Raw genomic sequence first — 22,941 nt, forward strand, 5'->3', positions numbered from 1 at the left:
GTCCACAGCCACGACGAAGGGGGTCCCTCCCGCCCCGTCAGCCGGTTGGCTTCGGGCATGGAGATCCCGACCCTCACCCCCGTCGACCTCACCGACGTCGCGGCCCGTCTCGAGCGGGCGGCGGGGCGTCGACGTGTGCGCCACCCTGGCGCGCGTCGCCACGTCGACGACCTGGCGCGGCGAGGCGGCCACGCTCCATCGCGACCGGGTCGGCGAGCACTCGAGCGACCTGCAGGCGCTCGCTCGTCGGCTGCGCGAGGCGGCCGGTCTGGTCCGGGACCTCGAGGCGGCCGCGAGCCGGCGGCTCGACCTGCTCGGCGACGTCGACATCACCGTCGGTGACTGGCCGATCGAGGTGATCGGCCGTGGCTGAGATCCGGGTCAGCGGTGGCGTCGGGGGACTGTCGGTGGCGCTCGACGAGCTCGAGGCCGCGGCCGACGGGCTGGGGCGGGTCGCGACAGAGGTCGGTGAGGTCGCCGTCGCCGTGGGCCTCGTCGGACTCGACCCGAGACTGCAGCTCGCGGCGCTCACGGCGCCGCTGGAGTACCTCGCCGTGCAGCGCGCCGTCCTGACCTGCGTCGGGCCCACCGGAGCCGCGGGTCTGGCGGTCGACGTCGCCGCCACGGGTGTGGCGACACGGGCCGCGGTCCGGGCCTACCGCGAGGGCGAGCAGGCCGTCGAGGCCCTCGCCGACGGCGTCGCGACCGAGGTGGGTCGCTGGGTCGGCCGGTCCGTCGCGCCGACCGTCCTCGGGGCCGCGGTTGCCGTCGCGCCCGTGGCGGCCGTCGTGCTGTCGACCCCCGCCGGGCGCGACGCGGCCGTCGCGATCGGCCTCGGGCTGGGGCAGGAGGTCGACGAGATCCTCTTCGACCACCCGTGGCTCGTCCCGGCAGCCGCCGACGGTCTCGACGGGCTGCTCATCGGCCTCGGCGAGGGCCTGCCCGCGCTCGGGGTGCTGCTCGCGTGGCGCAGCGGTGCCGCGGGGGTGCCCTACCCGCCGCGCGACCAGCGCGACGCGCTCGGCGTCGTGCTCGCCGCGACCCGTGGCGTCGCCCTCGACGAGTCGGGCAGGTCCGTCACCGTGAGCCCGCGGCCGTCGGCCGCGGGTCGACCACCCACGGGTGTCGCCGACCTGGTCTCCAACCACGGCCCCACCTCGGGAGGCTCCCGCGTGCGGGTCACCGGTATCCAGGGGCCCGACGGCAGCTGGAGCTGGGTCGTCGACGTCCCGGGCACGCAGACCTTCGGCCCCCGGGCGGGCGACAACCCGTGGGACATGACGAGCAACGCCCTGCTCGTCGCCGGCCGGCGCCCGCTCATCATGCAGGCGGTCGCCCGTGCCCTCGACGACGCCCGGCGACGCGCGGGCGACACGAGCAGCGCGAGCCGGGTCATGCTCACCGGGCACAGCCAGGGAGGGCTCACGGCGGCGGCGCTCGCCGCTGACCCGACCTTCCGCTCCCGCCACCGAGTCACCCACGTCGTCACCTCGGGAGCGCCCGTCGCCGCGCTCGCCGTGCCGGAGGGGGTCAGCGTGCTCAGCCTCGAGCACGACGAGGACCTCGTGCCCGGTCTCGAGGGTGATGACAACCCCGACCGCCGCGACTGGGTCACCGTCGAGAGGTCGCTCGCCGACGACCTCGGGGCCGATGGTCGGTCGTCGCAGGCGCACGACAACGCGGCCTACGTCGACACCGCCCGTGAGGTCGACGCGAGCGACGACCCGTCGGTGCAGGCCTGGCGCGGCGGGGCGGCTCCCTTCGTCGGGTCGCCGCTGGCCACGACGGTCACCACCGACTACGACGTCGTGCGCCGATGAGCGCCGTCGTCGTCGGGCCCGGCGGGCTCCAGTGGCAGGATCGGGCGCGTGAACCCCTCGACCGCCGGTGCCCGCGTGCTCCTCGACGAGCTCGTCCGCCTCGGGGTGCGCGAGCTCGTCCTGTGCCCGGGGTCCCGCTCGGCGCCGCTGGCCTACGCCGCCCACGACCTCGACGCCGCCGGGCGGCTGCGGCTGCACGTGCGGGTCGACGAGCGCAGCGCGGCCTTCCTCGCGCTCGGCCTGGCCAAGACCTCGCGCCGCCCCGCAGCCGTCGTCACGACGAGCGGAACCGCGGTCGCCAACCTCCACCCGGCCGTCCTCGAGGCGCACCACGGTGCCGTCCCGCTGCTGCTGCTCACGGCCGACCGCCCGCCCGAGCTGCGCGGTGTCGGGGCCAACCAGGCGACCGTCCAGCCAGGGGTCTTCGGTGACACGGTGCGCCTCGCTCTCGAGCTCGAGACGCCCGCGGACCCCGACCGGCAGGCGCCGGCGTGGCGCACGGCAGCCGCCCGGGCCGTCGCCGCCGCCACCGGGGCGCTCGGCGGTGCGGGCACGGCCGGGCCGGTCCACCTCGACCTGCCCTACCGCGACCCGCTCGCGCCCGGTGCTCTCGCCGTCGCCCCGCACCCGGCGCTCGCGGGCCGCCCCGACGACGCGCCGTGGGTCACGCTGGCCGCGCCCCCGGCGGTCCTCGACGGACCCGGGGCCCCGCTCGTGCACGACGCCCGCACCCTCGTCGTGGTCGGGGAGCTACCGACCGTCGAGCACCGGGCAGCGGCCCTGGCGTGGGCCGACCACCACGGAGCCCCCGTCATCGCCGAGCCGGGCCCCGGCACGGGCCGACTGGTGCTCCCACACGGTGACCGGCTGCTCGCCGCGACCGACTGGGTGGGCGAGCACCTCCCTTCGCGCGTCGTCGTCGTCGGCCGTCCCACCCTCGGCCGGGCCGTCCCCGCGCTGACCCGCACCCCCGGTCTGCGGGTCGAGGTCGTCACGAGCGGCGAGCCCGGCGCCGGCGGGTGGGCCGACGCCACCCACGCGGCTGCGGCCGTCCATCCCCTCGCGGCGCTGCGGACCGACGGCGAGGGCCAGGAGCCGACCCCCTTCGCCCGCGAGTGGCTGGCGGCCGGCGAGGCCGTCGCCGCTGCGCTCGCGCCGACCGGCGACGACCTCGACGGGCCCGCCGTGGCCCGCGCCATACACGAGGCGGTGCCCGACGGGGCGGCGCTCTTCCTCGGGAGCAGCAGCGTGGCCCGCGACCTCGGCCACGGGGTCGCGCGCGTGCGCGACGCGGTCGAGGTGGTCACCAGCCGCGGCCTCGCCGGCATCGACGGCTGCGTCTCGACCGCCGCCGGCCTGGCGCTCTCCCGCAGCGGCCCGACGGTGGCCGTGCTCGGTGACCTGACCTTCCTCCACGACGCCAACGGCCTGCTCGTCGGCCCCGACGAACCACGCCCGGACCTGACAGTCGTCGTCGTCGACGACGACGGGGGGAGCATCTTCACCACGCTCGAGTACGGCGCCGACGAGCTCGCCGGACCCATGCGCCGGCTCTTCACGACGCCGACCGGCACCGACATCGAGGTGCTCTGCGCCGCCCACGGGGTACCGGCGACCACGGCGACGTCGGTGGAGCAGCTCACCGCGCTCGTCGCGCGCCCGAGCGAGGGGATCCGGGTCGTGCGGGTGCCGGTCGACGGGGCCGCGCGCCGCGAGGCGGGGCGGCTGGCCCGCGAGACGGTCGTGGCGGCGCTGGGCGGGCGGGACTAACCGCCCAGGGCGGTGCGCATCGGCAGCAGCTTGGCCACCGACTCGGCGACCTCGTCGGCGGCGACCGAGCCGGCGACGATGCCGCAGCCGGCGTAGAGCCGCAGCGAGCCGGCGCTCTCGTAGGCGCCGCAGCGCAGGGCGATGCCCCACTCGCCGTCGCCAGAGGCGTCCATCCAGCCCACGGGGCCGGCGTAGCGGCCCCGGTCCATCTGCTCGAGCTCGCCGATGACGTCGTCGGCGAGGAGGGTGGGCGTGCCGCACACGGCGGCGCTCGGGTGGAGCGACGCGGCCAGCGCGAGCGACGTGGAGTCGTCGTCGACGACGCCCGCGACGTCGGTTGCCAGGTGCATGACGTTGTTGAGGTGCAGGACGAAGGGGGAGTCCGGCACGTTGATCGACGAGGTGTGCGCGGCGAGGGCGTCGGCGACCGAACGCACGGCGTACTCGTGCTCCTCGAGGTCCTTGCTGCTGCGGGCGAGGGACCCGGCGAGGGCCAGGTCGTGGCTGTCGTCGCCGGTGCGCCGGATCGTGCCGGCGAGCACCCGCGAGGTCACGAGGCCCCGCTCGAGGCGCACGAGCATCTCGGGGGTGGCGCCGACGAGACCGTCGACGGCGAAGACCCACGTGGTGTCGTAGTCGTCGGCCAGCCGGGCGAGCACCCAGCGCGGGTCGATGCGCCGGGTGGCGGTGGCGCGCACGGACCGGGCGAGCACGACCTTGTCGAGGTCGCCGGCGTTGATCCGGGAGACTGCCTCGTCGACGGCCTCGGCCCAGCGGTCGGCGGCGAGGTCGAGGTCGGCGAACTCGACCGCACCAGGTCCCTGCGGCGCGGGCTGCCGGTCGAGCGGCTCGTCGGCGGCTGGGACGGTCGCGTCGGTCGTGATCGTCGTGACCCAGGCCAGGTCGCCGCGGCGGCCGACGACGACCTCGGGGACGACGAGGACCGACTCGGTGCCCGACCGACGCGAGTAGGCCATCGAGCCGAAGGCGATCGGACCGGTACCCGGCTCGTCGACGTCGTCGCGGACGATCGCCTCCGCCGTCACCTGGCGCCACCACTCCTGGGCCTGCTCGAAGCGCTCCGGCCCGCTCGCGGTGAACGTGGCCACCCGGCCCCAGCCGACGAAGCCCTCGCCCTTGCGCACCCACGAGACGACGTCGCCGGCGTCCTCGGGCTCGGGGAGGAGCGAGAGCAGGTCCGCGACGCGTGCCGTGGGGACGGCGATGGTGCGGACGACGAGAGCGGGGTGGGGGACGCCGCGCGGGGTGGGGGCGTCGGCAGGCGAAGGGGATGACATGTCGGGCATCAGCCTACGGCGGCGGGTGCGAGGATGAGGACATGAGCCGCGCCACCCTGCAGAAGGACCCCAAGGACGTCGCCGCGATGTTCGACGAGACCGCCGCGAAGTACGACCTGATGAACGACGTGATGTCGCTGGGTCAGACGCGGCTGTGGCGTCGGGCGGTCGTGCAGTCCATCGACCCGCAGCCGGGGGAGCGGATCCTCGACATCGCGGCCGGCCCCGGCTCCTCGTCGATCCCCCTGCGCGAGGCCGGCGCGCAGGTCGCCTCGGCCGACTTCTCCCTCGGCATGCTGCGCCAGGGCCGCAAGCAGAGCCCCGAGCTGGATTTCACCGCGGCCGACGCGACCCGGCTGCCCTTCGCCGACGCGTCCTTCGACGTCGTGACGATGTCCTTCGGCTTCCGCAACGTCGTCGAGCCGGAGGTGGCGCTGCGCGAGTTCCTCCGGGTCGCCACGCCGGGCGGGCGCCTGCTCATCTGCGAGTTCAGCCAGCCGGTCAACCGGGCCTTCCGCACGATCTACTCCGAGTACCTCATGGCGGCCTTCCCGCCCGTGGCGCGGCGGCTGAGCTCCAACCCCGAGTCCTACGTCTACCTCGCCGAGTCGATCCAGAGCTGGCCGGCGCAGGAGCCGCTCGCGCAGATGATCTCCGGCGCCGGTTGGGGCGGGGTCGAGTGGCGCAACCTCACCGGGGGCATCGTCGCGCTGCACCGAGCCACCAAGAGCTGACGTCGGGTTAGGTCTACCTGTGTGACCCGTGAAGTTTCCGCCGGGTAGTGTCACCCGCGATCGTGAAATGCTTCACAAGCAGCTGAGGAAGTTTCGTGACCAGTGCACTGCCTGCGGCCGACGGGGACCGCAGTGTCGACGTCATCGTCGTCGGAGCCGGCCCGGGGGGCAGCGCCACCGCGGCCTGGCTGGCGAAGGCCGGCAAGGACGTCGTCCTGCTGGAGAAGTCGCGCTTCCCGCGCGACAAGATCTGCGGTGACGGGCTGACCCCCCGCGCGGTCCGCCAGCTGATCAACCTCGGCATCCCGCTGTCGGAGACCGACGGCTGGGCGCACAACAAGGGCCTGCGCATCATCGGCGGCGGCATGCGTCTGCAGCTGGACTGGCCCGACGTGACCTCCTTCCCGGGCTACGGCATGGTCCGGGCGCGGCAGGACCTCGACGAGGTCCTCGCCCGGCACGCCGCCTCCTCCGGCGCCGAGCTGCTCGAGGGCCGCAACGTCTCCGAGCCGGTCCGCGACGAGAGCGGCCGCATCGTCGGAGTGGTCGCCAAGGTCGTCGACGAGCGCGGTCGCGCCACGGGCGAGACCGAGACCTACCGGGCCCCGGTGGTCGTCGCCGCCGACGGGGTCTCCTCCCGCCTGTCGGTGAAGATGGGCCGCGAGAAGCGCGAGGACCGGCCGATGGCCGTGGCCGTGCGGGCCTACTACGAGACCCCCCGCCACGACGACGAGTACCTCGAGAGCCACCTCGAGCTGTGGTCGACGACGCCCGAAGGGGGGCGCATCCTCATGCCGGGCTACGGCTGGCTCTTCGGCCTGGGTGACGGACGCTCCAACATCGGCCTCGGCGTGCTCAACACCTCCGAGGCCTTCGGGCGCACCGACTACAAGGACGTCATGCGTCGTTGGGTCGAGACGATGCCGGCCGAGTGGGGCATCAACGAGGGCACGATCAGCGGTGAGATCACCGCGGCGGCCCTGCCGATGGCCTTCAACCGGCAGCCGCTCTACGCCGACGGGCTCATGCTCGTGGGTGACTCCGGCGGCATGGTCAACCCCTTCAACGGCGAGGGCATCGACTACGCGCTCGAGGCCGGGCACGCGGCCGCCGAGACGATCGTGCAGGCCCTGGCCCGCCCGACGGCGGCCGACCGCGAGCGCGTCCTGCTCTCCTACGTCGACCGGATGAAGGCCATGCACGGCGGCTACTTCACCTTGGGCGCGCAGTTCGCCAAGCTCATCGGCAAGCCGGAGATCATGCGTCTGGCGACGAAGTACGGGCTGCCCCGCCAGACCCTGATGAAGTTCATGCTCAAGCTCATGGCCAACCTTCCGGAGGAGAAGGGGGGCGGTCTCGACGACCGTCTCGTCCAGCTCATGACCCGGGTGGCCCCCAATGCGTAGGTCGGCTGCTGGCGTGGCGCAGGTCACCCCTAGGATTGGACATGGCCTGCATCACATGACGTCAGAAAGGCAGGGGCAGTGATGAACCCGTACATCCCGCTGCTCATCCTCTTCGCCCTCGGGCTCGGCTTCGCGCTGGTGTCCGTCGGGACGAGCCTGGTCGTCGGCCCGGCGCGCTACAACGCCGCCAAGGCCCAGGCCTACGAGTGCGGCATCCAGCCCACGCCGCAGGCCGCCGAGGGCGGCCGCTTCCCGGTCAAGTACTACCTGACCGCGATGCTGTTCATCATCTTCGACATCGAGGCGCTCTTCCTCTACCCCTTCGCCGTCGCCTTCGACGAGCTCGGGGCCTTCACCCTCGCTGCCGTGGTGCTTTTCCTGTTCAACGCGTTCTTCATCGCGGATGCCTACGTATGGCGCCGCGGCGGGTTCGAGTGGGACTGACGAGGACGGAGACGGATCAATGGGGATCGAGGAGAAGCTGCCGTCGGGCATCGCCCTGACGACGGTCGAAAATCTCGCCGGCTACATGCGCAAGGCGTCGATCTGGCCGGCCACCTTCGGCCTGGCCTGCTGCGCCATCGAGATGATGGCCGTCGGCACGCCGCACTACGACCTGGCGCGCTTCGGCATGGAGCGCTTCGCGGCGACGCCGCGTCAGGCCGACCTGATGATCGTCGCCGGTCGGGTGAGCAACAAGATGGCCCCGGTCGTGCGTCAGGTCTACGACCAGATGGCCAACCCCAAGTGGGTCATCTCGATGGGTGTGTGCGCCAGCTCCGGCGGGATGTTCAACAACTACGCGATCGTCCAGGGCGTCGACCACATCATCCCGGTCGACATCTACCTGCCCGGCTGCCCGCCCCGCCCCGAGATGCTGCTCAACGCCATCATCGAGCTGCACCAGCAGATCCAGAGCACCCCGCTCGGGGTCAACCGGGTCGCGGCTGCCCGCGCCGCCGAGCAGGCGGCCCTGGGCGCCACCCCGACGGAGCTGCAGCCCCCGACGCACGACCACGAGGGCCTGCTCGGAAGGAACCTCCTGGCATGAGCGAGATCGACAAGCCCGCCGAGGGCGTCCACCCGGACGGCGTCGGCCTGAGCGGCACCGCCAACAAGGGCTTCCCCTCGACCCAGGCGCTCACCGGCGGCAACCAGCCGGTCGAGTACAGCAATGTCGAAGGGGAGGGTGCCGGCGAGGTCGACCCCGCGCACGCCCCCGTGGTGCGCGACGAGCGACGCGGCATGTTCGGTGCCCGCCAGGGCCAGGACACCTCCGGCTACGGCGGGCTCAAGACGACCGTCGCCTTCCCCGGCGCGAGCGAGCGCCCCTACGGCGGCTGGTTCGACGAGGTCGTCGACACCCTCGCCGACGCGACCGGGGGCGACCTGCTCGCGCGGGTCGTCGTCCACCGTGGCGAGCTGACCCTGCACGTCGCCCGTGAGGACCTGCCGGTCGTCATGCGAGCCCTGCGCGACCGCCCCGACCTGCGCTTCGAGATGTGCATGTCGGTCTCCGGCGTGCACTTCCCGCAGGAGAGCGGCCGCGAGCTGCACGTGGCCTACCACCTGCTGTCGATCACCCACGGCGGTCGCCGACTGCGCGTCGAGGTCACCGCCCCCGACGCCGACCCGCACATCCCGAGCATCGTCGAGACCTATCCCGCCGCCGACTGGCACGAGCGTGAGACGTGGGACATGTTCGGCGTGGTCTTCGACGGGCACCCGTCGCTCACCCGGATCCTCATGCCCGACGACTGGGCCGGGCACCCGCAGCGCAAGGACTACCCGCTGGGCGGCATCCCGGTGGAGTACAAGGGCGGCACCGTGCCGCCGCCCGATGAGCGGAGGTCGTACACCTGATGGCTACGCACACGCAGGGCGGCCGGGTCCACGCGACGCCGGGCGCCGACGACCTCGCCGAGGGCCGGATCGTCAACGTCCAGGGCGGCGACTGGGACCAGGAGATGGGCGAGCTCGGGATGAACCCCGAGGAGCGCATCGTCCTCAACATGGGCCCGCAGCACCCGTCGACGCACGGCGTGCTCCGCCTCATCCTCGAGCTCGACGGCGAGACGGTGACCGAGGCCCGGGCCGGCATCGGCTACCTCCACACCGGCATCGAGAAGAACATGGAGTTCCGCACGTGGACGCAGGGGGTGACCTTCTGCACGCGCATGGACTACCTGACGCCGATGTTCCAGGAGGCCGCCTACTGCCTCGCCGTCGAAAAGGTGCTGGGGATCACCGACGACATCCCCGAGCGGGCCAGCGCGATCCGGGTGCTCATGATGGAGCTGACCCGCATCTCCAGCCACCTCATCTGCCTCGGCACGGGCGGCATGGAGATGGGCGCGACGACGATCATGACGATCAGCTTCCGCGAGCGCGAGCGGATCCTGTCGGTCATCGAAAACGTCACCGGCCTGCGCATGAACAACGCCTACATCCGCCCCGGTGGCGTCGCCCAGGACCTGCCGCACGGCGCCATCGACAAGATCCGCGAGATGGTCCCGCAGGTGCGCAAGGGCATCGGCGAGCTGGAGAAGCTGCTCCTGGAGAACCCCATCCTCAAGGGCCGGACCAAGCGCGTCGGCGAGCTCTCGCTCACCGGGTGCACCGCCCTGGGCATCACCGGGCCGGTGCTGCGCTCGACCGGGCTGCCGCACGACCTGCGCAAGCTCACGCCCTACTGCGGCTACGACAAGTACGACTTCGAGGTCATCACCCGCACCGGCGCCGACGCCTACGACCGGCTGGCCATCCGCCTGGCCGAGATGCGCGAGAGCCTGAAGATCGTCGAGCAGGTCACCGACGAGCTGCAGCGCAACCCCGGGCCGGTCATGGTCGCCGACAAGCGCGTCGCCTGGCCCTCGCAGCTGGCGGTGGGCGGTGACGGCATGGGCAACAGCCTCGACCACATCCGCGAGATCATGGGCACCTCGATGGAGGCCCTCATTCACCACTTCAAGCTCGTCACCGAGGGCTTCCGCGTCCCGCCGGGGCAGGCCTACGTCGCCGTCGAGTCGCCCAAGGGCGAGCTGGGCTGCCACGTCGTCTCCGACGGCGGTACCCGGCCCTACCGGGCGCACTTCCGGGACCCGAGCTTCAACAACCTGCAGGCCGTCGCGGCCATGTGCGAAGGGGGCAACCTCGCCGACGTCATCGTCGCGGTCGCCTCGATCGACCCGGTGATGGGAGGGGTGGACCGCTGATGGTCAACCACTACGGAGAGCAGACCGCCTCAGGGCACCTGCACGTGCCCTCGGAGAGCAAGGAGCCCTACCCCGCGGAGGTGCTCGAGCGGCTGTCCGCCGAGGCCGAGCAGGTCGTGGCGCGTTACCCCCAGGCGCGTTCGGCGCTGCTGCCGCTCCTGCACCTCGTGCAGAGCGTCGACGGCTACGTCACCGGACGCGGCATCGACTTCTGCGCCCAGACGCTGGGCCTGACGACCGCCGAGGTCTCCGGCGTGGCGACCTTCTACACCCAGTACAAGCGCCACCCCAACGGCGACTACACCGTCGGGGTCTGCACCAACACGCTGTGCGCGGTCATGGGCGGCGACCAGATCTGGGAGACCGTCAGCGAGCACCTGGGCATCGGCCACGACGAGACGACCGAGGACGGCAAGATCACCCTCGAGCGCATCGAGTGCAATGCCGCCTGCGACTACGCCCCGGTGGTCATGACCAACTGGGAGTTCTTCGACAACCAGACCCCGGAGTCGACCGTTCGTCTCGTCGACGACCTGCGCTCCGGCGTCCCGGTCGCACCGACCCGCGGCCCGAGCCGCGTGTGCACCTTCACGCAGGTCTCCCGGGTGCTCGCCGGCTTCCCCGACGGGCTCGCCGACGAGGGCGTGGGAGCCGGGGCGACCTCCCTTCGTGGCCTCGAGGTGGCCCGACGCGAGGGATGGACCGCACCGGGCGAAGGGGGCGACGCCCAGACCGCGACGGCGGCGACCGGCACGACGGCCGAGGGCATGGCCGCCGGCGAGCAGACATCCGTCGACACCCCGGCCAATGCACCGGACGAGCGGCCGACGAGCGATGGTACGGAGGCCGACAAGTGACGACGCTGACCCCGATCCTCACGAAGTTCTGGGACCACCCGCAGTCCTGGACCCTCGCGACCTACGAGGAGCACGACGGCTACGCCGCCCTGCGCCAGGCCCTCGAGCGCGACCCGGCCGACCTCGTCCAGGCGGCCAAGGACTCCGGCCTGCGCGGCCGCGGCGGCGCCGGCTTCCCGACCGGCATGAAGTGGGGCTTCCTGCCCCCGCCGGACGGCGGCCCGCGCTACCTCGTCGTCAACGCCGACGAGTCCGAGCCCGGCACCTGCAAGGACATCCCGCTGCTCATGGCGGCGCCGCACTTCCTCGTCGAGGGGGTGGCGATCACCTCCTTCGCCATCGGCTGCAACCACGCCTTCATCTACCTGCGCGGCGAGGTCGTCCACGTCTACCGACGCCTCATGCGCGCGGTCGAGGAGGCCTACGCGGCCGGCTACCTCGGCAAGAACGTCCTCGGGACCGGCTTCGACCTCGACGTCACCGTGCACGCCGGTGCCGGCGCCTACATCTGCGGCGAGGAGACGGCCCTGCTCGACTCCCTCGAGGGGCGCCGCGGCCAGCCGAGGCTGAAGCCCCCCTTCCCGGCGGTCGCCGGCCTCTACGCCCGCCCGACCGTGGTCAACAACGTCGAGTCGATCGCCTCGGTGCCGATCATCATGCGCAAGGGCGCCGAGTGGTTCGCCGACATGGGCACCGAGAAGTCCCAGGGCTTCGGCATCTTCTCCCTCTCCGGCCACGTCAAACGGCCCGGGCAGTACGAGGCGCCGCTCGGCATCACCCTGCGCGAGCTCATCGACATGGCCGGCGGCATGCGCGACCCCAACCACCCGCTGAAGTTCTGGACGCCGGGTGGCTCGTCCACGCCGATCTTCACGAGCGAGCACCTCGACGTGCCGCTCGACTTCGAGTCGGTGGCCGCCCACGGCTCGATGCTCGGCACCCGGGCGCTGCAGATCTTCGACGACACCGTCTCGGTCGTGCGCTGCGTGAGCCGCTGGACCGACTTCTACAAGCACGAGTCGTGCGGCAAGTGCACCCCCTGCCGTGAGGGCACGTGGTGGCTCGCCCAGATCCTCGAGCGGATCGAGCACGGTCACGGCACCCCCGAGGACATCGACAAGCTCGTCGACATCTGCGACAACATCCTCGGCCGCTCCTTCTGCGCCCTCGGTGACGGTGCGACCAGCCCGATCACCTCGGCGGTCAAGTACTTCCGGGAGGAGTTCGAGGCCGGGTGCCACACCCCGGCGAGCGAGCTCTTCCCGCCGGCCGCCTCGACGCTCTTCCACCACGAGACCGCACAGGTGACCGCATGACCGTCACAGACGCCACCGACCAGCAGACGCCCCCGGCCCCGGAGCTGATCAACCTCAGCATCGACGGCATCGCGGTCGCCGTGCCCAAGGACACCCTCGTCATCCGGGCGGCCGAGGAGGCCGGGATCCAGATCCCGCGCTTCTGCGACCACCCGCTCCTCGAGCCCGTCGGCGCCTGCCGCCAGTGCCTCGTCGAGGTCGCGACCCCCGACCGCGAGGGCAACGTCAAGCCGATGCCCAAGCCGCAGGCCAGCTGCACGATGACCGTGAGCGAGGGCATGCAGGTGCGCACCCAGCACTCCTCGCCGGTCGCCGACAAGGCGCAGCAGGGCGTCATGGAGCTGCTCCTCATCAACCACCCGCTCGACTGCCCGGTCTGCGACAAGGGCGGCGAGTGCCCGCTGCAGAACCAGGCGATGAGCAACGGGCGGGCCACCTCGCGCTTCGAGGACGTCAAGCGCACCTACCCCAAGCCGATCAACATCTCCTCGCAGGTCCTCCTCGACCGCGAGCGCTGCGTGCTGTGCGCCCGCTGCACCCGCTTTTCGGACCAGATCGCCGGCGACCCCTTCATCGCCCTCGTCGAGCGCGGGGCGCTGCAGCAGGTCGGCATCTACGAGGAGCAGCCCTTCGAGTCCTACTTCTCGGGCAACACGGTCCAGATCTGCCCGGTCGGCGCGCTCACCGGCGCCGCCTACCGCTTCCGGGCGCGGCCCTTCGACCTCGTCTCCACGCCCGACGTCTGCGAGCACTGCGCCGGGGGGTGCTCCCTTCGCACCGACCACCGACGCGGAAGCGTGCTGCGCCGGATGGCCGGCAACGACCCCCAGGTCAACGAGGAGTGGAACTGCGACAAGGGCCGCTGGGCCTTCGCCTACGCGAGCCTGGGTGACCGCTTCGAGCTGCCGATGGTGCGTGACGCCGACGGCGAGCTGCGGGTCGTCTCGTGGCAGGAGGCCCTGGCCGCGGCGGCCGACGGGCTGCGCGCCGCGCAGGGGCACGGCGTGCTCGTCGGCGGCCGGGGCACGGCCGAGGACGCCCATGCCTACGCCGCCCTCGCCCGCTCGGTCCTGCGGACCGAGAGCATCGACCACCGCTCCCGGCCGCACTCCGACGAGGAGCGTGACTTCTTGCTCCGGCACGTCGTCGGCACCACCCCCGACACGGGCGGGGTGACCTTCACCGACCTCGAGCGGGCTTCGTCGGTCCTGCTCGTCGGGCTCGAGCCCGAGGAGGAGAGCGCGATCCTCTTCCTCCGCCTGCGCAAGGCCCACCGCAAGGCCGGGACCACCGTCTACTCCGTCGCGCCGCTGGCGACCCGCGGGCTGGGCAAGCTCGGCGGGAGGCTCATCCCCGCCGCGCCGGGCACCGAGACCGAGGTGCTCACCGCGCTCACCGGCGAGGTGGGCCCCGGCTCCGACGGTGACGCCCTCACCGCAGCCCACGCCGCGCTGCGTGGCGAGCGGCCGATCATCCTCGTCGGCGAGCGCCTGGGGACCGTCCCCGCGGCCCTCGCCGCGGCCGCCGAGCTCGCCGGGGCGACCGGCGCCCGGCTCGCGTGGATCCCGCGCAGGGCGGGCGAGCGCGGCGCGATCGAGGCCGGCTGCCTTCCGGGCGACGGGGGCAAGGACACCGCCGGCATCATCCACGCCGCCGCGGAGGGCACCATCGGCGGCCTCGTCGTCGGTGGCGTGGACGTCCGCGACACCGGCCTGCCCGAGGAGCTGACCTCGCGCGCCCTGGAGCGCGCCTTCGTCGTGTCGCTGGAGATCCGCCCGAGCAGCGTCACCGAGCACGCCGACGTCGTCCTCCCCGTGGCGCCGCACGCCGAGCGGGAGGGGGCCTTCATCAACTGGGAGGGGCGGGTGCGGCCCTTCGAGGCTGCCTTGTCGACCACGGCCCTGCCCGACCACCGGGTGCTGCACATGCTCGCCGACGAGATGGGCGAGTTCCTCGGGACCCGCACCACGGCCGAGGCCCGCCGCTCGATGGAGGCCACGCCGGCTCCCCGCGCGAGCGGCGAGGCGACCCAGGTGCCGCAGGCCGAGCCCGCGGTGCCGGGGGAGGGCGAGCTCGTCCTCGCGACCTGGCGTCTGCTGCTCGACAAGGGCTCCCTCCAGGACGGCGAGCCCTTCCTCGCCGGCACCGCGCAGGCGCCCCGGGCGCTCGTCTCACCGGCCACCGCCCAGGGCCTCGGCCTCGTCGAGGGTGACCTCGTGACGGTGAGCGCCGAGGACGTGCGGGTCACCGTGCCGGTCCTCGTGCGCGACATGGTCGACCACGTCGTGTGGTTGCCGACCCACTCCGAGAGCTGCGACCTGCGCAGCCTCTCCGGTCGAGCCGGAGCGATCGTCTCCGTGACGAAGGGGGGTGCGGCATGAGCAGTCTGACCCTCCTCGCCGCCGCAGCCGACACGCCGGTTCCCGCGGACTTCAGCGACACGCCCCTGTGGCTCTCGCTCGTCAAGGCGGTGCTGCTCTTCGTCTACCTGCTCCTGTCGGTGCTGCTCGTCATCTGGTTCGAGCGTCGCGTCATCGGCCGGATGCAGCAGCGTCCCGGCCCCAACCGCAACGGCCCCTTCGGCCTGCTGCAGACCCTTGCCGACGGCATGAAGTCGATGTTCAAGGAGGACGTGCGCCCCAAGGGGGCCGACGCCCTGATCTTCACCATCGCGCCGGTGATCTTCGCGTCGATGGCCTTCGTCGCCTTCTCGATCATGCCGCTCGGCGGCATGGTGTGGATGTTTGGTCACCACACCCCGCTGCAGCTGACCGACCTGCCGGTCGCCGCGCTGCTCGTCCTCGCGGTCGCGGGGGTCGCGGCATACGGCATCGTCCTCGGCGGCTGGTCCGCCGGATCGACCTACCCGCTCCTCGGCGGCCTGCGCGCCACCGCCCAGCTGATCTCCTACGAGATCGCCATGGGCCTGGCCCTCGTCGCCGTCTTCATGTACGCGGGCTCGATGAGCACGAGCGAGATCGTCGCCGCCCAGAGCGACCTCTGGTACATCGTCCCGGCGTGCGTCTCCTTCGTCATCTACGTCATCACGATGGTCGGCGAGACCAACCGCCTGCCCTTCGACCTCGCCGAGGGCGAGGGTGAGATCGTCGGTGGCTACTTCACCGAGTACTCCGGCATGCGCTTCGCGATGTTCTTCCTCGGCGAGTACATCAACATGTTCACCGTCTCGGCCCTGGCGACGACGCTCTTCCTCGGCGGCTGGCAGGCGCCTCCCGGCATCGCCGCGATCGGCGACGGCATGCTCAACACCGGCTGGTGGGGTCTGCTGTGGTTCTCGCTCAAGCTGTGGATGTTCATGTTCTTCTTCGTCTGGCTGCGCGGCACCCTGCCCCGCACCCGCTACGACCAGTTCATGCGCTTCGGCTGGAAGTTCCTCATCCCGGTCACCGTCGCCTGGGTCATCGCCGTCGCCTTCATCCGCGGCGCCGACGCCGGCTTCTTCGGTGACGGCACCGTGGGCCTGCTCGGCCGCGAGCTGCCCATCTCGTCGCTGATCATCGTCGGGGTCCTCGCGGTCCTCGTCCTGGGCTCGACGTGGATCTGGGAGACCAAGGTCGAGCAGCGGGCCAAGGAGGCCGAGACCGCCGCCGAGGTCCCCGACGAGGTCGACCCGTGGGCCGAGGGCTACCCCGTGCCCCCGCTGCCCGGCCAGCGACTCGTCGAGGCGCCGCGCGGCGGCACCGCCATCGACACCAAGCCTGCGTCCACCCCCACCTCCGAGGAGGAGCACCGTGGCTGACGACGACGCCCAGGGAGGGTTCTTCTCCGAGCTCTTCGCCCCCGTGGCCGGGTTCGGCGTGACCTTCGCGACGATGTTTCGCAAGGTCGCCACCCAGGAGTACCCCGAGGTCAAGTGGCCCACCCAGCCGCGCTTCCACGGCCGCCACCAGCTCAACCGCCACCCCGACGGGCTGGAGAAGTGCGTCGGCTGCGAGCTGTGCGCCTGGGCCTGCCCGGCCGACGCGATCCTCGTCGAGGGGCGCGGCAACGACGACGAGCGGGGGCTGCGCTTCAGCCCCGGCGAGCGCTACGGGCACATCTACCAGATCAACTACCTGCGCTGTATCTTCTGCGGGCTGTGCATCGAGGCCTGCCCGACGCGCGCGCTCACGATGACCAACGAGTACGAGCTCGCCGACAACAACCGCGCCGACCTGATCTTCACCAAGGAGCAGCTCCTCGCCCCCCTCCAGGAGGGCATGCTGCCCGCGCCCCACCCGATGGTCGAGGGCATGGAGGAGCGCGACTACTACCAGGGCAAGGTCGCCACGGCGACGCCCGAGCAGCGCGAGTGGGTCGAGCAGCACGCGAGCACGGAGGAGACCCGATGACCGGCACCGGTGAGGCAGTCGTCTTCTGGGTGCTCAGCTGCATCGCCGTCCCCGGAGCGCTCGCCCTGCTCTTCGCCCGCAAGGCCGTGCACGCCGCCATCGGCATGGTGACGACGATGATCGTCCTCGGCGTCTTCTACCTGCTGCAGGAGGCGCACTTCCTCGGCGTCGTGCACATCTTCGTGTACACCGGCGCGGTGATGATGCTCTTCCTCTTCGTCGTCATGCTCGTCGGCGTCGACCACTCCTCCTCGCTCGTGGAGACCCTGCGCGGCCAGCGACTGCTCACGCTGCTCGTCTCGGTCGTGGGTCTGGCCGTGCTCTTCTCGGCCATCGGCCGGGTCGTCTACGAGGGCGACCCGACGCTCGCCGAGGTCAACGCCGACCCCGGCAACGTCGAGGCCATCGCCTACCTCGTCTTCGGCAAGTACGTCTGGCTCTTCGAGGTGACGGCCGGACTGCTCACCGTCGCCGCGATCGGCGCCATGGTCTTCGCCCACCGCGAGCGGATCATCGCCAAGCCGACCCAGCGCGAGTGGATGGAGAAGCGCTTCCGCGAGGGCAAGCACCTCGCCGGCCTCCCGGTGCCGGGCGTCTACGCCCGCCACAACGCTGTCGACACCCCGGCGCTGCTGCCGGACGGCAGCATCTCCGAGCTCTCGCTCAACCGCGTCCTCGTGGCCCGCGACCAGGTGACCACGCCGACGCGCTACCGCCAGCTCGAGGACTCCGAGACCACGACCGAGGGAGGTGAGCGGCCGTGAGCCCGATGAACTACATCTACCTCGCGACGATCCTCTTCGTGATCGGCGGCGCGACGGTCCTGCTGCGCCGCAACGCGATCATCGTCTTCATGGGCGTCGAGCTCATGCTCAACGCCGCGTCGCTCGCCTTCGTGACCTTCGCCCGGATGCACGGCTCCGTCGAGGGCCAGGTCATCGCCATGTTCGTCATGGTCGTGGCCGCCGCCGAGGTCGTCGTCGGACTGGCCATCATCATGGCCGTCTTCCGTGCCCGCCGGTCGGCCTCCGTCGACGACGCCAACCTGCTGAAGCTGTAAGGGGCCCTCGTGATCACCGAATATGCCTGGCTCCTCGTCGCCCTGCCGCTCCTCGGCGCGACCCTGCTGCTCCTCGGCGGACGGCTCACCGACTCCTTCGGGCCGCTCCTGGCCACCGCGCTCTCCTGGGGCTCCTTCCTCGTCGGTGCGGCGGTCTTCGTCTCGATGCTGGGTGCCGACCCGGAGGAGCGTGCCCACTCGATCGAGCTGTGGGACTGGGTGCCGGCGGGCAGCATCGACGTCACCGCCGGGCTGCTCGTCGACCCGCTGTCGATGGCCTTCGTCCTGCTCATCACCTTCGTCGGCTCGCTGATCCACGTGTACTCGCTCGGGTACATGGAGCACGACCCCGACAAGCGGCGCTTCTTCGCCTACCTCAACCTCTTCGTCGCGTCGATGCTGCTGCTCGTCCTCGCCGACTCCTACCTGCTGCTCTTCGTCGGCTGGGAGGGCGTGGGCCTGGCGTCGTGGCTGCTCATCGGCTTCTGGAACCACAACCCCGCCTACGCGACCGCGGCCAACAAGGCCTTCATCGCCAACCGCATCGGTGACGTGGGCCTGATCCTTGCGATGTCGATCATGCTCGCGACCTTCGGCACCGTGGACTTCGCGGCGGTCGACGCCGCGGTCGGCGGTGCCGGCGAGGGGACCCTCACGGCGATCGGTCTGCTGCTCCTGCTCGGAGCATGCGGCAAGTCCGCGCAGTTCCCGCTGCAGTCCTGGCTCGGTGACGCCATGGCCGGCCCGACCCCCGTCTCGGCGCTCATCCACGCCGCGACCATGGTCACCGCCGGCGTCTACCTCGTCGTGCGCAGCCACCACATCTTCGACGCCGCACCCGATGCCCAGCTCGCGGTCGTCATCGTCGGAGCCATCACCCTCGTCTACGGGGCGATCGTCGGTTGCGCCAAGGACGACATGAAGAAGGCGCTCGCCGCCTCGACGATGAGCCAGATCGGATACATGATGCTCGCCGCGGGTCTGGGCCCGGTCGGCTACGCCTTCGCGATCTTCCACCTCGTGACGCACGGCTTCTTCAAGGCCGGGATGTTCCTCGGGGCCGGCTCGGTCATGCACGGCATGGGCGACCAGGTCGACATGCGCCGCTTCGGTGGCCTGTCGACGGTCATGAAGATCACCTGGGTGACCTTCGGCCTGGGCTGGCTGGCGATCCTCGGGGTTCCCCCCTTCGCTGGCTTCTGGAGCAAGGACAAGATCATCGAGGCCGCCTTCGTCGGCGAGGGCTGGCGTCCGTGGGTCTTCGGCCTGACCGCGCTGATCGGCGCCGGCATCACGGCCTTCTACATGTCGCGGCTGTTCTTCATGACCTTCCACGGCAAGCGGCGCTGGACCGACGACGTCCACCCGCACGAGTCGCCGCTCACGATGACGATCCCGATGATGGTCCTGGCCGTCGGCTCGGCCCTGCTCGGTCTCGTCCTCGCGACGGTCGCCCCGATCACGACCTGGCTCGAGCCGGTCCTCGGCCACGTCGAGCACCACGAGCCGGTCCTGCCGGTGCCGGTCCTCATGGGCTCCACCCTCGTCGTCGTCGCCGTCGGCGCCGTGTGGGCCTGGCTGGTCTACGGCCGCGGCGAGGTCCCGCAGGTCGCGCCGGAGGGCAGCGCGCTCACCCGCGCCGCCCGCGCCGACCTCTACCAGGACGAGCTCAACGCGACCCTGCTCCAGTGGCCCGGCATCTCGCTCACCCGCGGCCTGGTCTCCGCCGACGTCGAGGGCGTCGACGGGGCCGGTGTCGGCGGCCTGAGCCGGTCGATCGAGAGCATCTCCTCCTGGCTGCGCACGGCTCAGAACGGCTACGCGCGCTCCTACGCCCTGACGATGCTCACCGGCGTCGTCGCCTTCCTCGCAGCCCTGTGGGTGATCAACTGATGGACAACCTGCCCTGGCTCACCCTGCTCATGGCCGTGCCGGCCGTCGGCGCGCTCGTGGTGGCCGTCCTCCCTTCGCGCAGTGCGCTGCTCGCCCGGCCCATCGCCCTCGGCGTCGCCCTGCTGACCCTGGTGATCGGCATCGCCGCGACGGCGACGAGCTTCACCCGGGGCAGCAGCGAGCAGTTCCAGATGGTCGAGCGCCACGAGTGGATCCCGCAGCTGGGCGTCAGCTACGCCCTCGGGGTCGACGGCATCTCGCTCGCCCTGATCCTCATGGCACTCGTCCTCGTGCCCGTGTGCATCCTCGCCGCGTGGGACGACGTCCCCGAGGGCGGCACCTGGCACAAGGGCTACTTCGCGCTGCTGCTGTCGCTGCTGCCCTTCATGGTCGGCGTCTTCGCGGCGATCGACGTCTTCCTCTTCTACGTCTTCTTCGAGGCGATGCTCATCCCGGTCTACTTCCTCATCGGGATGTACGGCGGCGCCCGCCGCCAGGCCGCGGCGATGAAGTTCCTCCTCTTCTCCCTCGCGGGCGGGCTGATCATGCTCGTCGGCGTCATCGCCCTCTACCTGCAGGGCCCCGGTGGCGACGACGGCTTCCTCGTCGAGCGGCTCACCGGGCTGGAGATCGGCGGCGCCACCGAGCGCTGGATCTTCATCGCCTTCTTCATCGCCTTCGCCGTCAAGGCGCCGATGTGGCCGGTCCACACCTGGCTGCCCGACGCGGCCGCCGCCTCCCGTCCGGCCGTCGCGACCCTGCTCGTCGGCGTGCTCGACAAGGTCGGCACCTACGGGATGATCCGCTTCTGCCTCCAGCTCTTCCCCGAGGCGAGCCAGTGGGCGACGCCGGTCGTCGTCACCCTCGCGGTCTTCTCGATCCTCTACGGCGCGATCCTCGCGATCGGCGAGCCGGACATCATGCGCCTCATCGCCTTCACCTCGGTGAGCCACTTCGGCTTCATCGTCCTGGGCATCTTCGCCTTCACCTCGGTCGCCCAGTCGGGCGCCAACTTCTACATGGTCAACCACGGCTTCGCGACCGCCGGCCTCTTCCTCGTCGCGGGCATGCTCATCGCCCGCCGCGGCAGCCAGCGGATCGACGACTACGGTGGCTGGCAGCGAGCCACCCCGTGGCTCGCCGGGGCCTTCCTCGTCGCCGGCCTCGCGACCCTGTCGCTGCCGGGCCTGTCGACCTTCGTCTCGGAGTTCCTCGTCATCGCCGGGTCCTGGTCGACGCAGCCGGTGGCCACCGCCTTCGCCGTGTGGGGCGTCGTCCTCGCCGCGATCTACGTGCTGCTCATGTACAAGCGGATCTTCACCGGGCCGCCCCCGGTCGTCGACCCCGAGGGCGCCGGCACGGACCGGGGCGAAGGGGAGGCCCCCGCGGCTGCCGAGCTGCCCTACGTGCGTGCCGACCTCGACGAGGGCGTCACGCCGGCTCGCCTGACGGCACCGCTGCGGGACCTCGGCTGGCGCGAGAAGGCCGTCGTGGCCCCGGTGGTCGTCGCCCTCGTCGTGCTCGGCTTCTTCCCGGGACCCGTCCTCGACACCCTCGACCCCGCGGTCGAGCGGACCCTGCAGATCGTCGGCGTCAGCGACCCGGCCCCGTCCGTCCCCGCCGACGCCGGTTCGACCTCCGGGAGTGACCACTGATGACCCTGACCGTCCCCGCGGCCTTCGAGGCCGTCGAGATCAGCTACTGGGCCCTCTCGCCGATGATCGTGCTCCTCGTCGGCGGCTTCGTCGGCGTGCTCGTCGAGGCCTTCGCGCCGCGGCCCGCCCGGCACGTGACCCAGGTCGTCGTCTCGGTCGCGACCCTCGTGCTCTCCTTCGCCGCGCTGGTCTTCATGACCGTCGACGAGACCGGGGTCAGCGTGGGCGGCACCGTCGCCGTCGACGAGCCGACCCGCTTCATGCAGGGTGCCCTGCTCCTCCTCGGGCTGCTCGGCCTCTTCGTCATGGCCGACCGCCTCGGCGGCGAGACCGCTGATGCCTTCACCCCGATGGGTGCCGCGAGCCCGGGCTCCAACCTCGAGGCGCAGGCCGCCCGCAAGGGCTGGTCGACGACCGAGGTCTTCCCGCTCGCGCTCTTCGCGCTCGCCGGCATGCTGCTCTTCCCGGCGTCCAACGACCTGCTGACGATGTTCGTCGCGCTCGAGCTGCTGTCGCTGCCGCTCTACCTCATGTCCGGGCTGGCCCGGCGTCGGCGTCTGCTCTCGCAGGAGGCGGCGCTGAAGTACTTCCTCCTCGGGGCCTTCTCGTCCGGCTTCTTCCTCTTCGGCGCAGCGCTGCTCTACGGCTACGCCGGGTCGATCGGTCTGGCCGAGATCGCGGCGGCCGCGACCACCTCGACCGGTGACCTCGAGGGGCTGCTCCTGCCGGGTGTCGTCATGGTGCTCGTGGGCCTGCTCTTCAAGGTGGGCGCCGCCCCCTTCCACTCCTGGACCCCCGACGTCTACCAGGGCGCCCCGACCCCGGTGACCGGCTTCATGGCCGCGTGCACCAAGGCCGCCGCCTTCGGTGCGCTGCTGCGCCTGGTCTACGTGGGTCTCGAGACCACCCGCTGGGAGTGGCGGATGGGTGTCATCGTCATCGCCGCCCTGACGATGGTCGTCGGCGCGGTGCTCTCGGTGACCCAGACCGACATCAAGCGGCTGCTCGCCTACAGCTCCATCGCCCACGCCGGCTTCATCCTCGTCGCGCTCATCGCCTTCGACCGCAGCGGCATCGAGGGGGTGCTCTTCTACGTCGTCGCCTACGGCATCACGACGATCGCCGCCTTCGCCGTCGTCAACCTCGTGCGCGAGCGCGGTGCCGAGGCCACCCACCTGTCCCAGTGGGCGGGGCTCGGGCGCACGCACCCCTACCTGGCGGGCGCCTTCGCGCTCTTCATGCTCGGCTTCGCCGGCATCCCGCTGACCTCGGGCTTCACGGCCAAGGTCGCCGCCTTCATGCCGGCGATCGAGCACGGCGGTCTCGCGGGGGTCGTCCTCGTGGTCATCGGCGTGCTCATGTCGGCCATCACCGCCTTCGTCTACGTGCGGCTGATCGTGCTGATGTTCTTCACCGAACCGGCGGGTGAGGTCACCGTCGCGGCCCCGGCTACGCTGTCCCTCGTCGTCATCGGCATCGGCGTCATCGCCACCATCGTGCTCGGTGTCTTCCCCGGCCCGCTCCTCGAGCTGGCCGAGCAGTCCAGCGTCTTCATCCCGAGGTGA

The 22,941-nt window shown here is 71.7% G+C and carries 20 protein-coding genes; 19 read left to right on the forward strand and 1 reads right to left on the reverse strand.

What is annotated here, in order from left to right:
- Positions 1–133 precede the first annotated feature (133 nt).
- From B9B60_RS03715 to menD, 3 genes are read left to right on the forward strand one after another with little or no spacing between them, the layout of a single operon-like run.
- Positions 134–373, forward strand: coding sequence for a hypothetical protein (locus tag B9B60_RS03715; protein WP_084449936.1), 240 nt, complete (start codon positions 134–136; stop codon positions 371–373).
- Positions 366–1,820 carry a hypothetical protein gene (locus B9B60_RS03720; protein ID WP_084449937.1) on the forward strand — a complete coding sequence of 485 codons (1,455 nt, stop codon included), beginning with the start codon at positions 366–368 and terminating at the stop codon, positions 1,818–1,820. The genes B9B60_RS03715 and B9B60_RS03720 overlap by 8 nt, the downstream gene beginning before the upstream one ends.
- Before the next feature lie 48 nt (positions 1,821–1,868).
- Positions 1,869–3,590, forward strand: coding sequence for a 2-succinyl-5-enolpyruvyl-6-hydroxy-3-cyclohexene-1-carboxylic-acid synthase (gene menD / locus B9B60_RS03725; RefSeq protein WP_084449938.1), 1,722 nt, complete (start codon positions 1,869–1,871; stop codon positions 3,588–3,590).
- Here the strand turns inward: menD and B9B60_RS03730 are convergent.
- Positions 3,587–4,888 (reverse strand): isochorismate synthase, encoded by a 1,302-nt coding sequence (locus tag B9B60_RS03730; RefSeq protein WP_084450135.1) that lies wholly within the window; start codon positions 4,886–4,888, stop codon positions 3,587–3,589. The genes menD and B9B60_RS03730 overlap by 4 nt on opposite strands.
- 41 nt (positions 4,889–4,929) lie before the next feature.
- Between B9B60_RS03730 and B9B60_RS03735 the strand changes: the two genes are divergently transcribed.
- The 16 genes from B9B60_RS03735 to nuoN all read left to right on the forward strand — a co-directional run bounded on the left by B9B60_RS03735 (position 4,930) and on the right by nuoN (position 22,941).
- The gene (locus B9B60_RS03735) at positions 4,930–5,622 is read left to right on the forward strand and encodes a demethylmenaquinone methyltransferase (protein ID WP_084449939.1); all 693 of its coding nucleotides are present in this window, start codon (positions 4,930–4,932) and stop codon (positions 5,620–5,622) included.
- Between the two features lie 95 nt (positions 5,623–5,717).
- Positions 5,718–7,028, forward strand: a complete 1,311-nt coding sequence (locus tag B9B60_RS03740; RefSeq protein WP_084449940.1) for a geranylgeranyl reductase family protein — start codon at positions 5,718–5,720, stop codon at positions 7,026–7,028.
- 81 nt (positions 7,029–7,109) lie between these two features.
- The gene (locus B9B60_RS03745) at positions 7,110–7,472 is read left to right on the forward strand and encodes an NADH-quinone oxidoreductase subunit A (RefSeq protein ID WP_185221504.1); all 363 of its coding nucleotides are present in this window, start codon (positions 7,110–7,112) and stop codon (positions 7,470–7,472) included.
- 19 nt (positions 7,473–7,491) lie between these two features.
- Entirely contained in the window at positions 7,492–8,079 is a 588-nt protein-coding gene (locus B9B60_RS03750; RefSeq protein ID WP_084449941.1) for a NuoB/complex I 20 kDa subunit family protein, read from the forward strand.
- The gene (locus B9B60_RS03755; protein ID WP_084449942.1) at positions 8,076–8,891 is read left to right on the forward strand and encodes an NADH-quinone oxidoreductase subunit C; all 816 of its coding nucleotides are present in this window, start codon (positions 8,076–8,078) and stop codon (positions 8,889–8,891) included. Before B9B60_RS03750 ends, B9B60_RS03755 begins: the two co-directional genes overlap by 4 nt.
- Positions 8,891–10,243, forward strand: coding sequence for an NADH-quinone oxidoreductase subunit D (locus B9B60_RS03760; protein ID WP_084449943.1), 1,353 nt, complete (start codon positions 8,891–8,893; stop codon positions 10,241–10,243). The genes B9B60_RS03755 and B9B60_RS03760 overlap by 1 nt, the downstream gene beginning before the upstream one ends.
- Positions 10,243–11,100: an NADH-quinone oxidoreductase subunit NuoE gene (gene nuoE, locus B9B60_RS03765; protein ID WP_084449944.1), complete on the forward strand. Its 858-nt coding sequence runs from the start codon at positions 10,243–10,245 to the stop codon at positions 11,098–11,100. Before B9B60_RS03760 ends, nuoE begins: the two co-directional genes overlap by 1 nt.
- Positions 11,097–12,416: an NADH-quinone oxidoreductase subunit NuoF gene (gene nuoF, locus B9B60_RS03770; protein ID WP_072623682.1), complete on the forward strand. Its 1,320-nt coding sequence runs from the start codon at positions 11,097–11,099 to the stop codon at positions 12,414–12,416. The genes nuoE and nuoF overlap by 4 nt, the downstream gene beginning before the upstream one ends.
- Complete coding sequence (locus B9B60_RS03775) at positions 12,413–14,797, forward strand: NADH-quinone oxidoreductase subunit G (protein WP_084449945.1); 2,385 nt, start codon at positions 12,413–12,415, stop codon at positions 14,795–14,797. The genes nuoF and B9B60_RS03775 overlap by 4 nt, the downstream gene beginning before the upstream one ends.
- Positions 14,794–16,176, forward strand: a complete 1,383-nt coding sequence (nuoH, locus tag B9B60_RS03780) for an NADH-quinone oxidoreductase subunit NuoH (protein ID WP_084449946.1) — start codon at positions 14,794–14,796, stop codon at positions 16,174–16,176. The genes B9B60_RS03775 and nuoH overlap by 4 nt, the downstream gene beginning before the upstream one ends.
- Entirely contained in the window at positions 16,169–16,768 is a 600-nt protein-coding gene (gene nuoI, locus B9B60_RS03785; protein ID WP_084449947.1) for an NADH-quinone oxidoreductase subunit NuoI, read from the forward strand. Before nuoH ends, nuoI begins: the two co-directional genes overlap by 8 nt.
- A complete protein-coding gene (locus tag B9B60_RS03790; RefSeq protein ID WP_084449948.1) occupies positions 16,765–17,532 on the forward strand; it encodes an NADH-quinone oxidoreductase subunit J in 768 nt (255 codons plus the stop codon). Before nuoI ends, B9B60_RS03790 begins: the two co-directional genes overlap by 4 nt.
- Positions 17,529–17,828 (forward strand): NADH-quinone oxidoreductase subunit NuoK, encoded by a 300-nt coding sequence (gene nuoK, locus B9B60_RS03795; RefSeq protein ID WP_084449949.1) that lies wholly within the window; start codon positions 17,529–17,531, stop codon positions 17,826–17,828. The genes B9B60_RS03790 and nuoK overlap by 4 nt, the downstream gene beginning before the upstream one ends.
- A gap of 9 nt (positions 17,829–17,837) precedes the next feature.
- Positions 17,838–19,721, forward strand: coding sequence for an NADH-quinone oxidoreductase subunit L (gene nuoL, locus B9B60_RS03800; protein ID WP_084449950.1), 1,884 nt, complete (start codon positions 17,838–17,840; stop codon positions 19,719–19,721).
- Positions 19,721–21,376, forward strand: coding sequence for an NADH-quinone oxidoreductase subunit M (locus B9B60_RS03805; protein ID WP_084449951.1), 1,656 nt, complete (start codon positions 19,721–19,723; stop codon positions 21,374–21,376). Before nuoL ends, B9B60_RS03805 begins: the two co-directional genes overlap by 1 nt.
- Entirely contained in the window at positions 21,376–22,941 is a 1,566-nt protein-coding gene (gene nuoN, locus B9B60_RS03810) for an NADH-quinone oxidoreductase subunit NuoN (RefSeq protein WP_084449952.1), read from the forward strand. The genes B9B60_RS03805 and nuoN overlap by 1 nt, the downstream gene beginning before the upstream one ends.

The sequence above is a fragment of the Janibacter indicus genome (assembly GCF_900176385.1).
In the GTDB taxonomy this organism is placed as follows: Bacteria; Actinomycetota; Actinomycetes; order Actinomycetales; family Dermatophilaceae; genus Janibacter; species Janibacter indicus.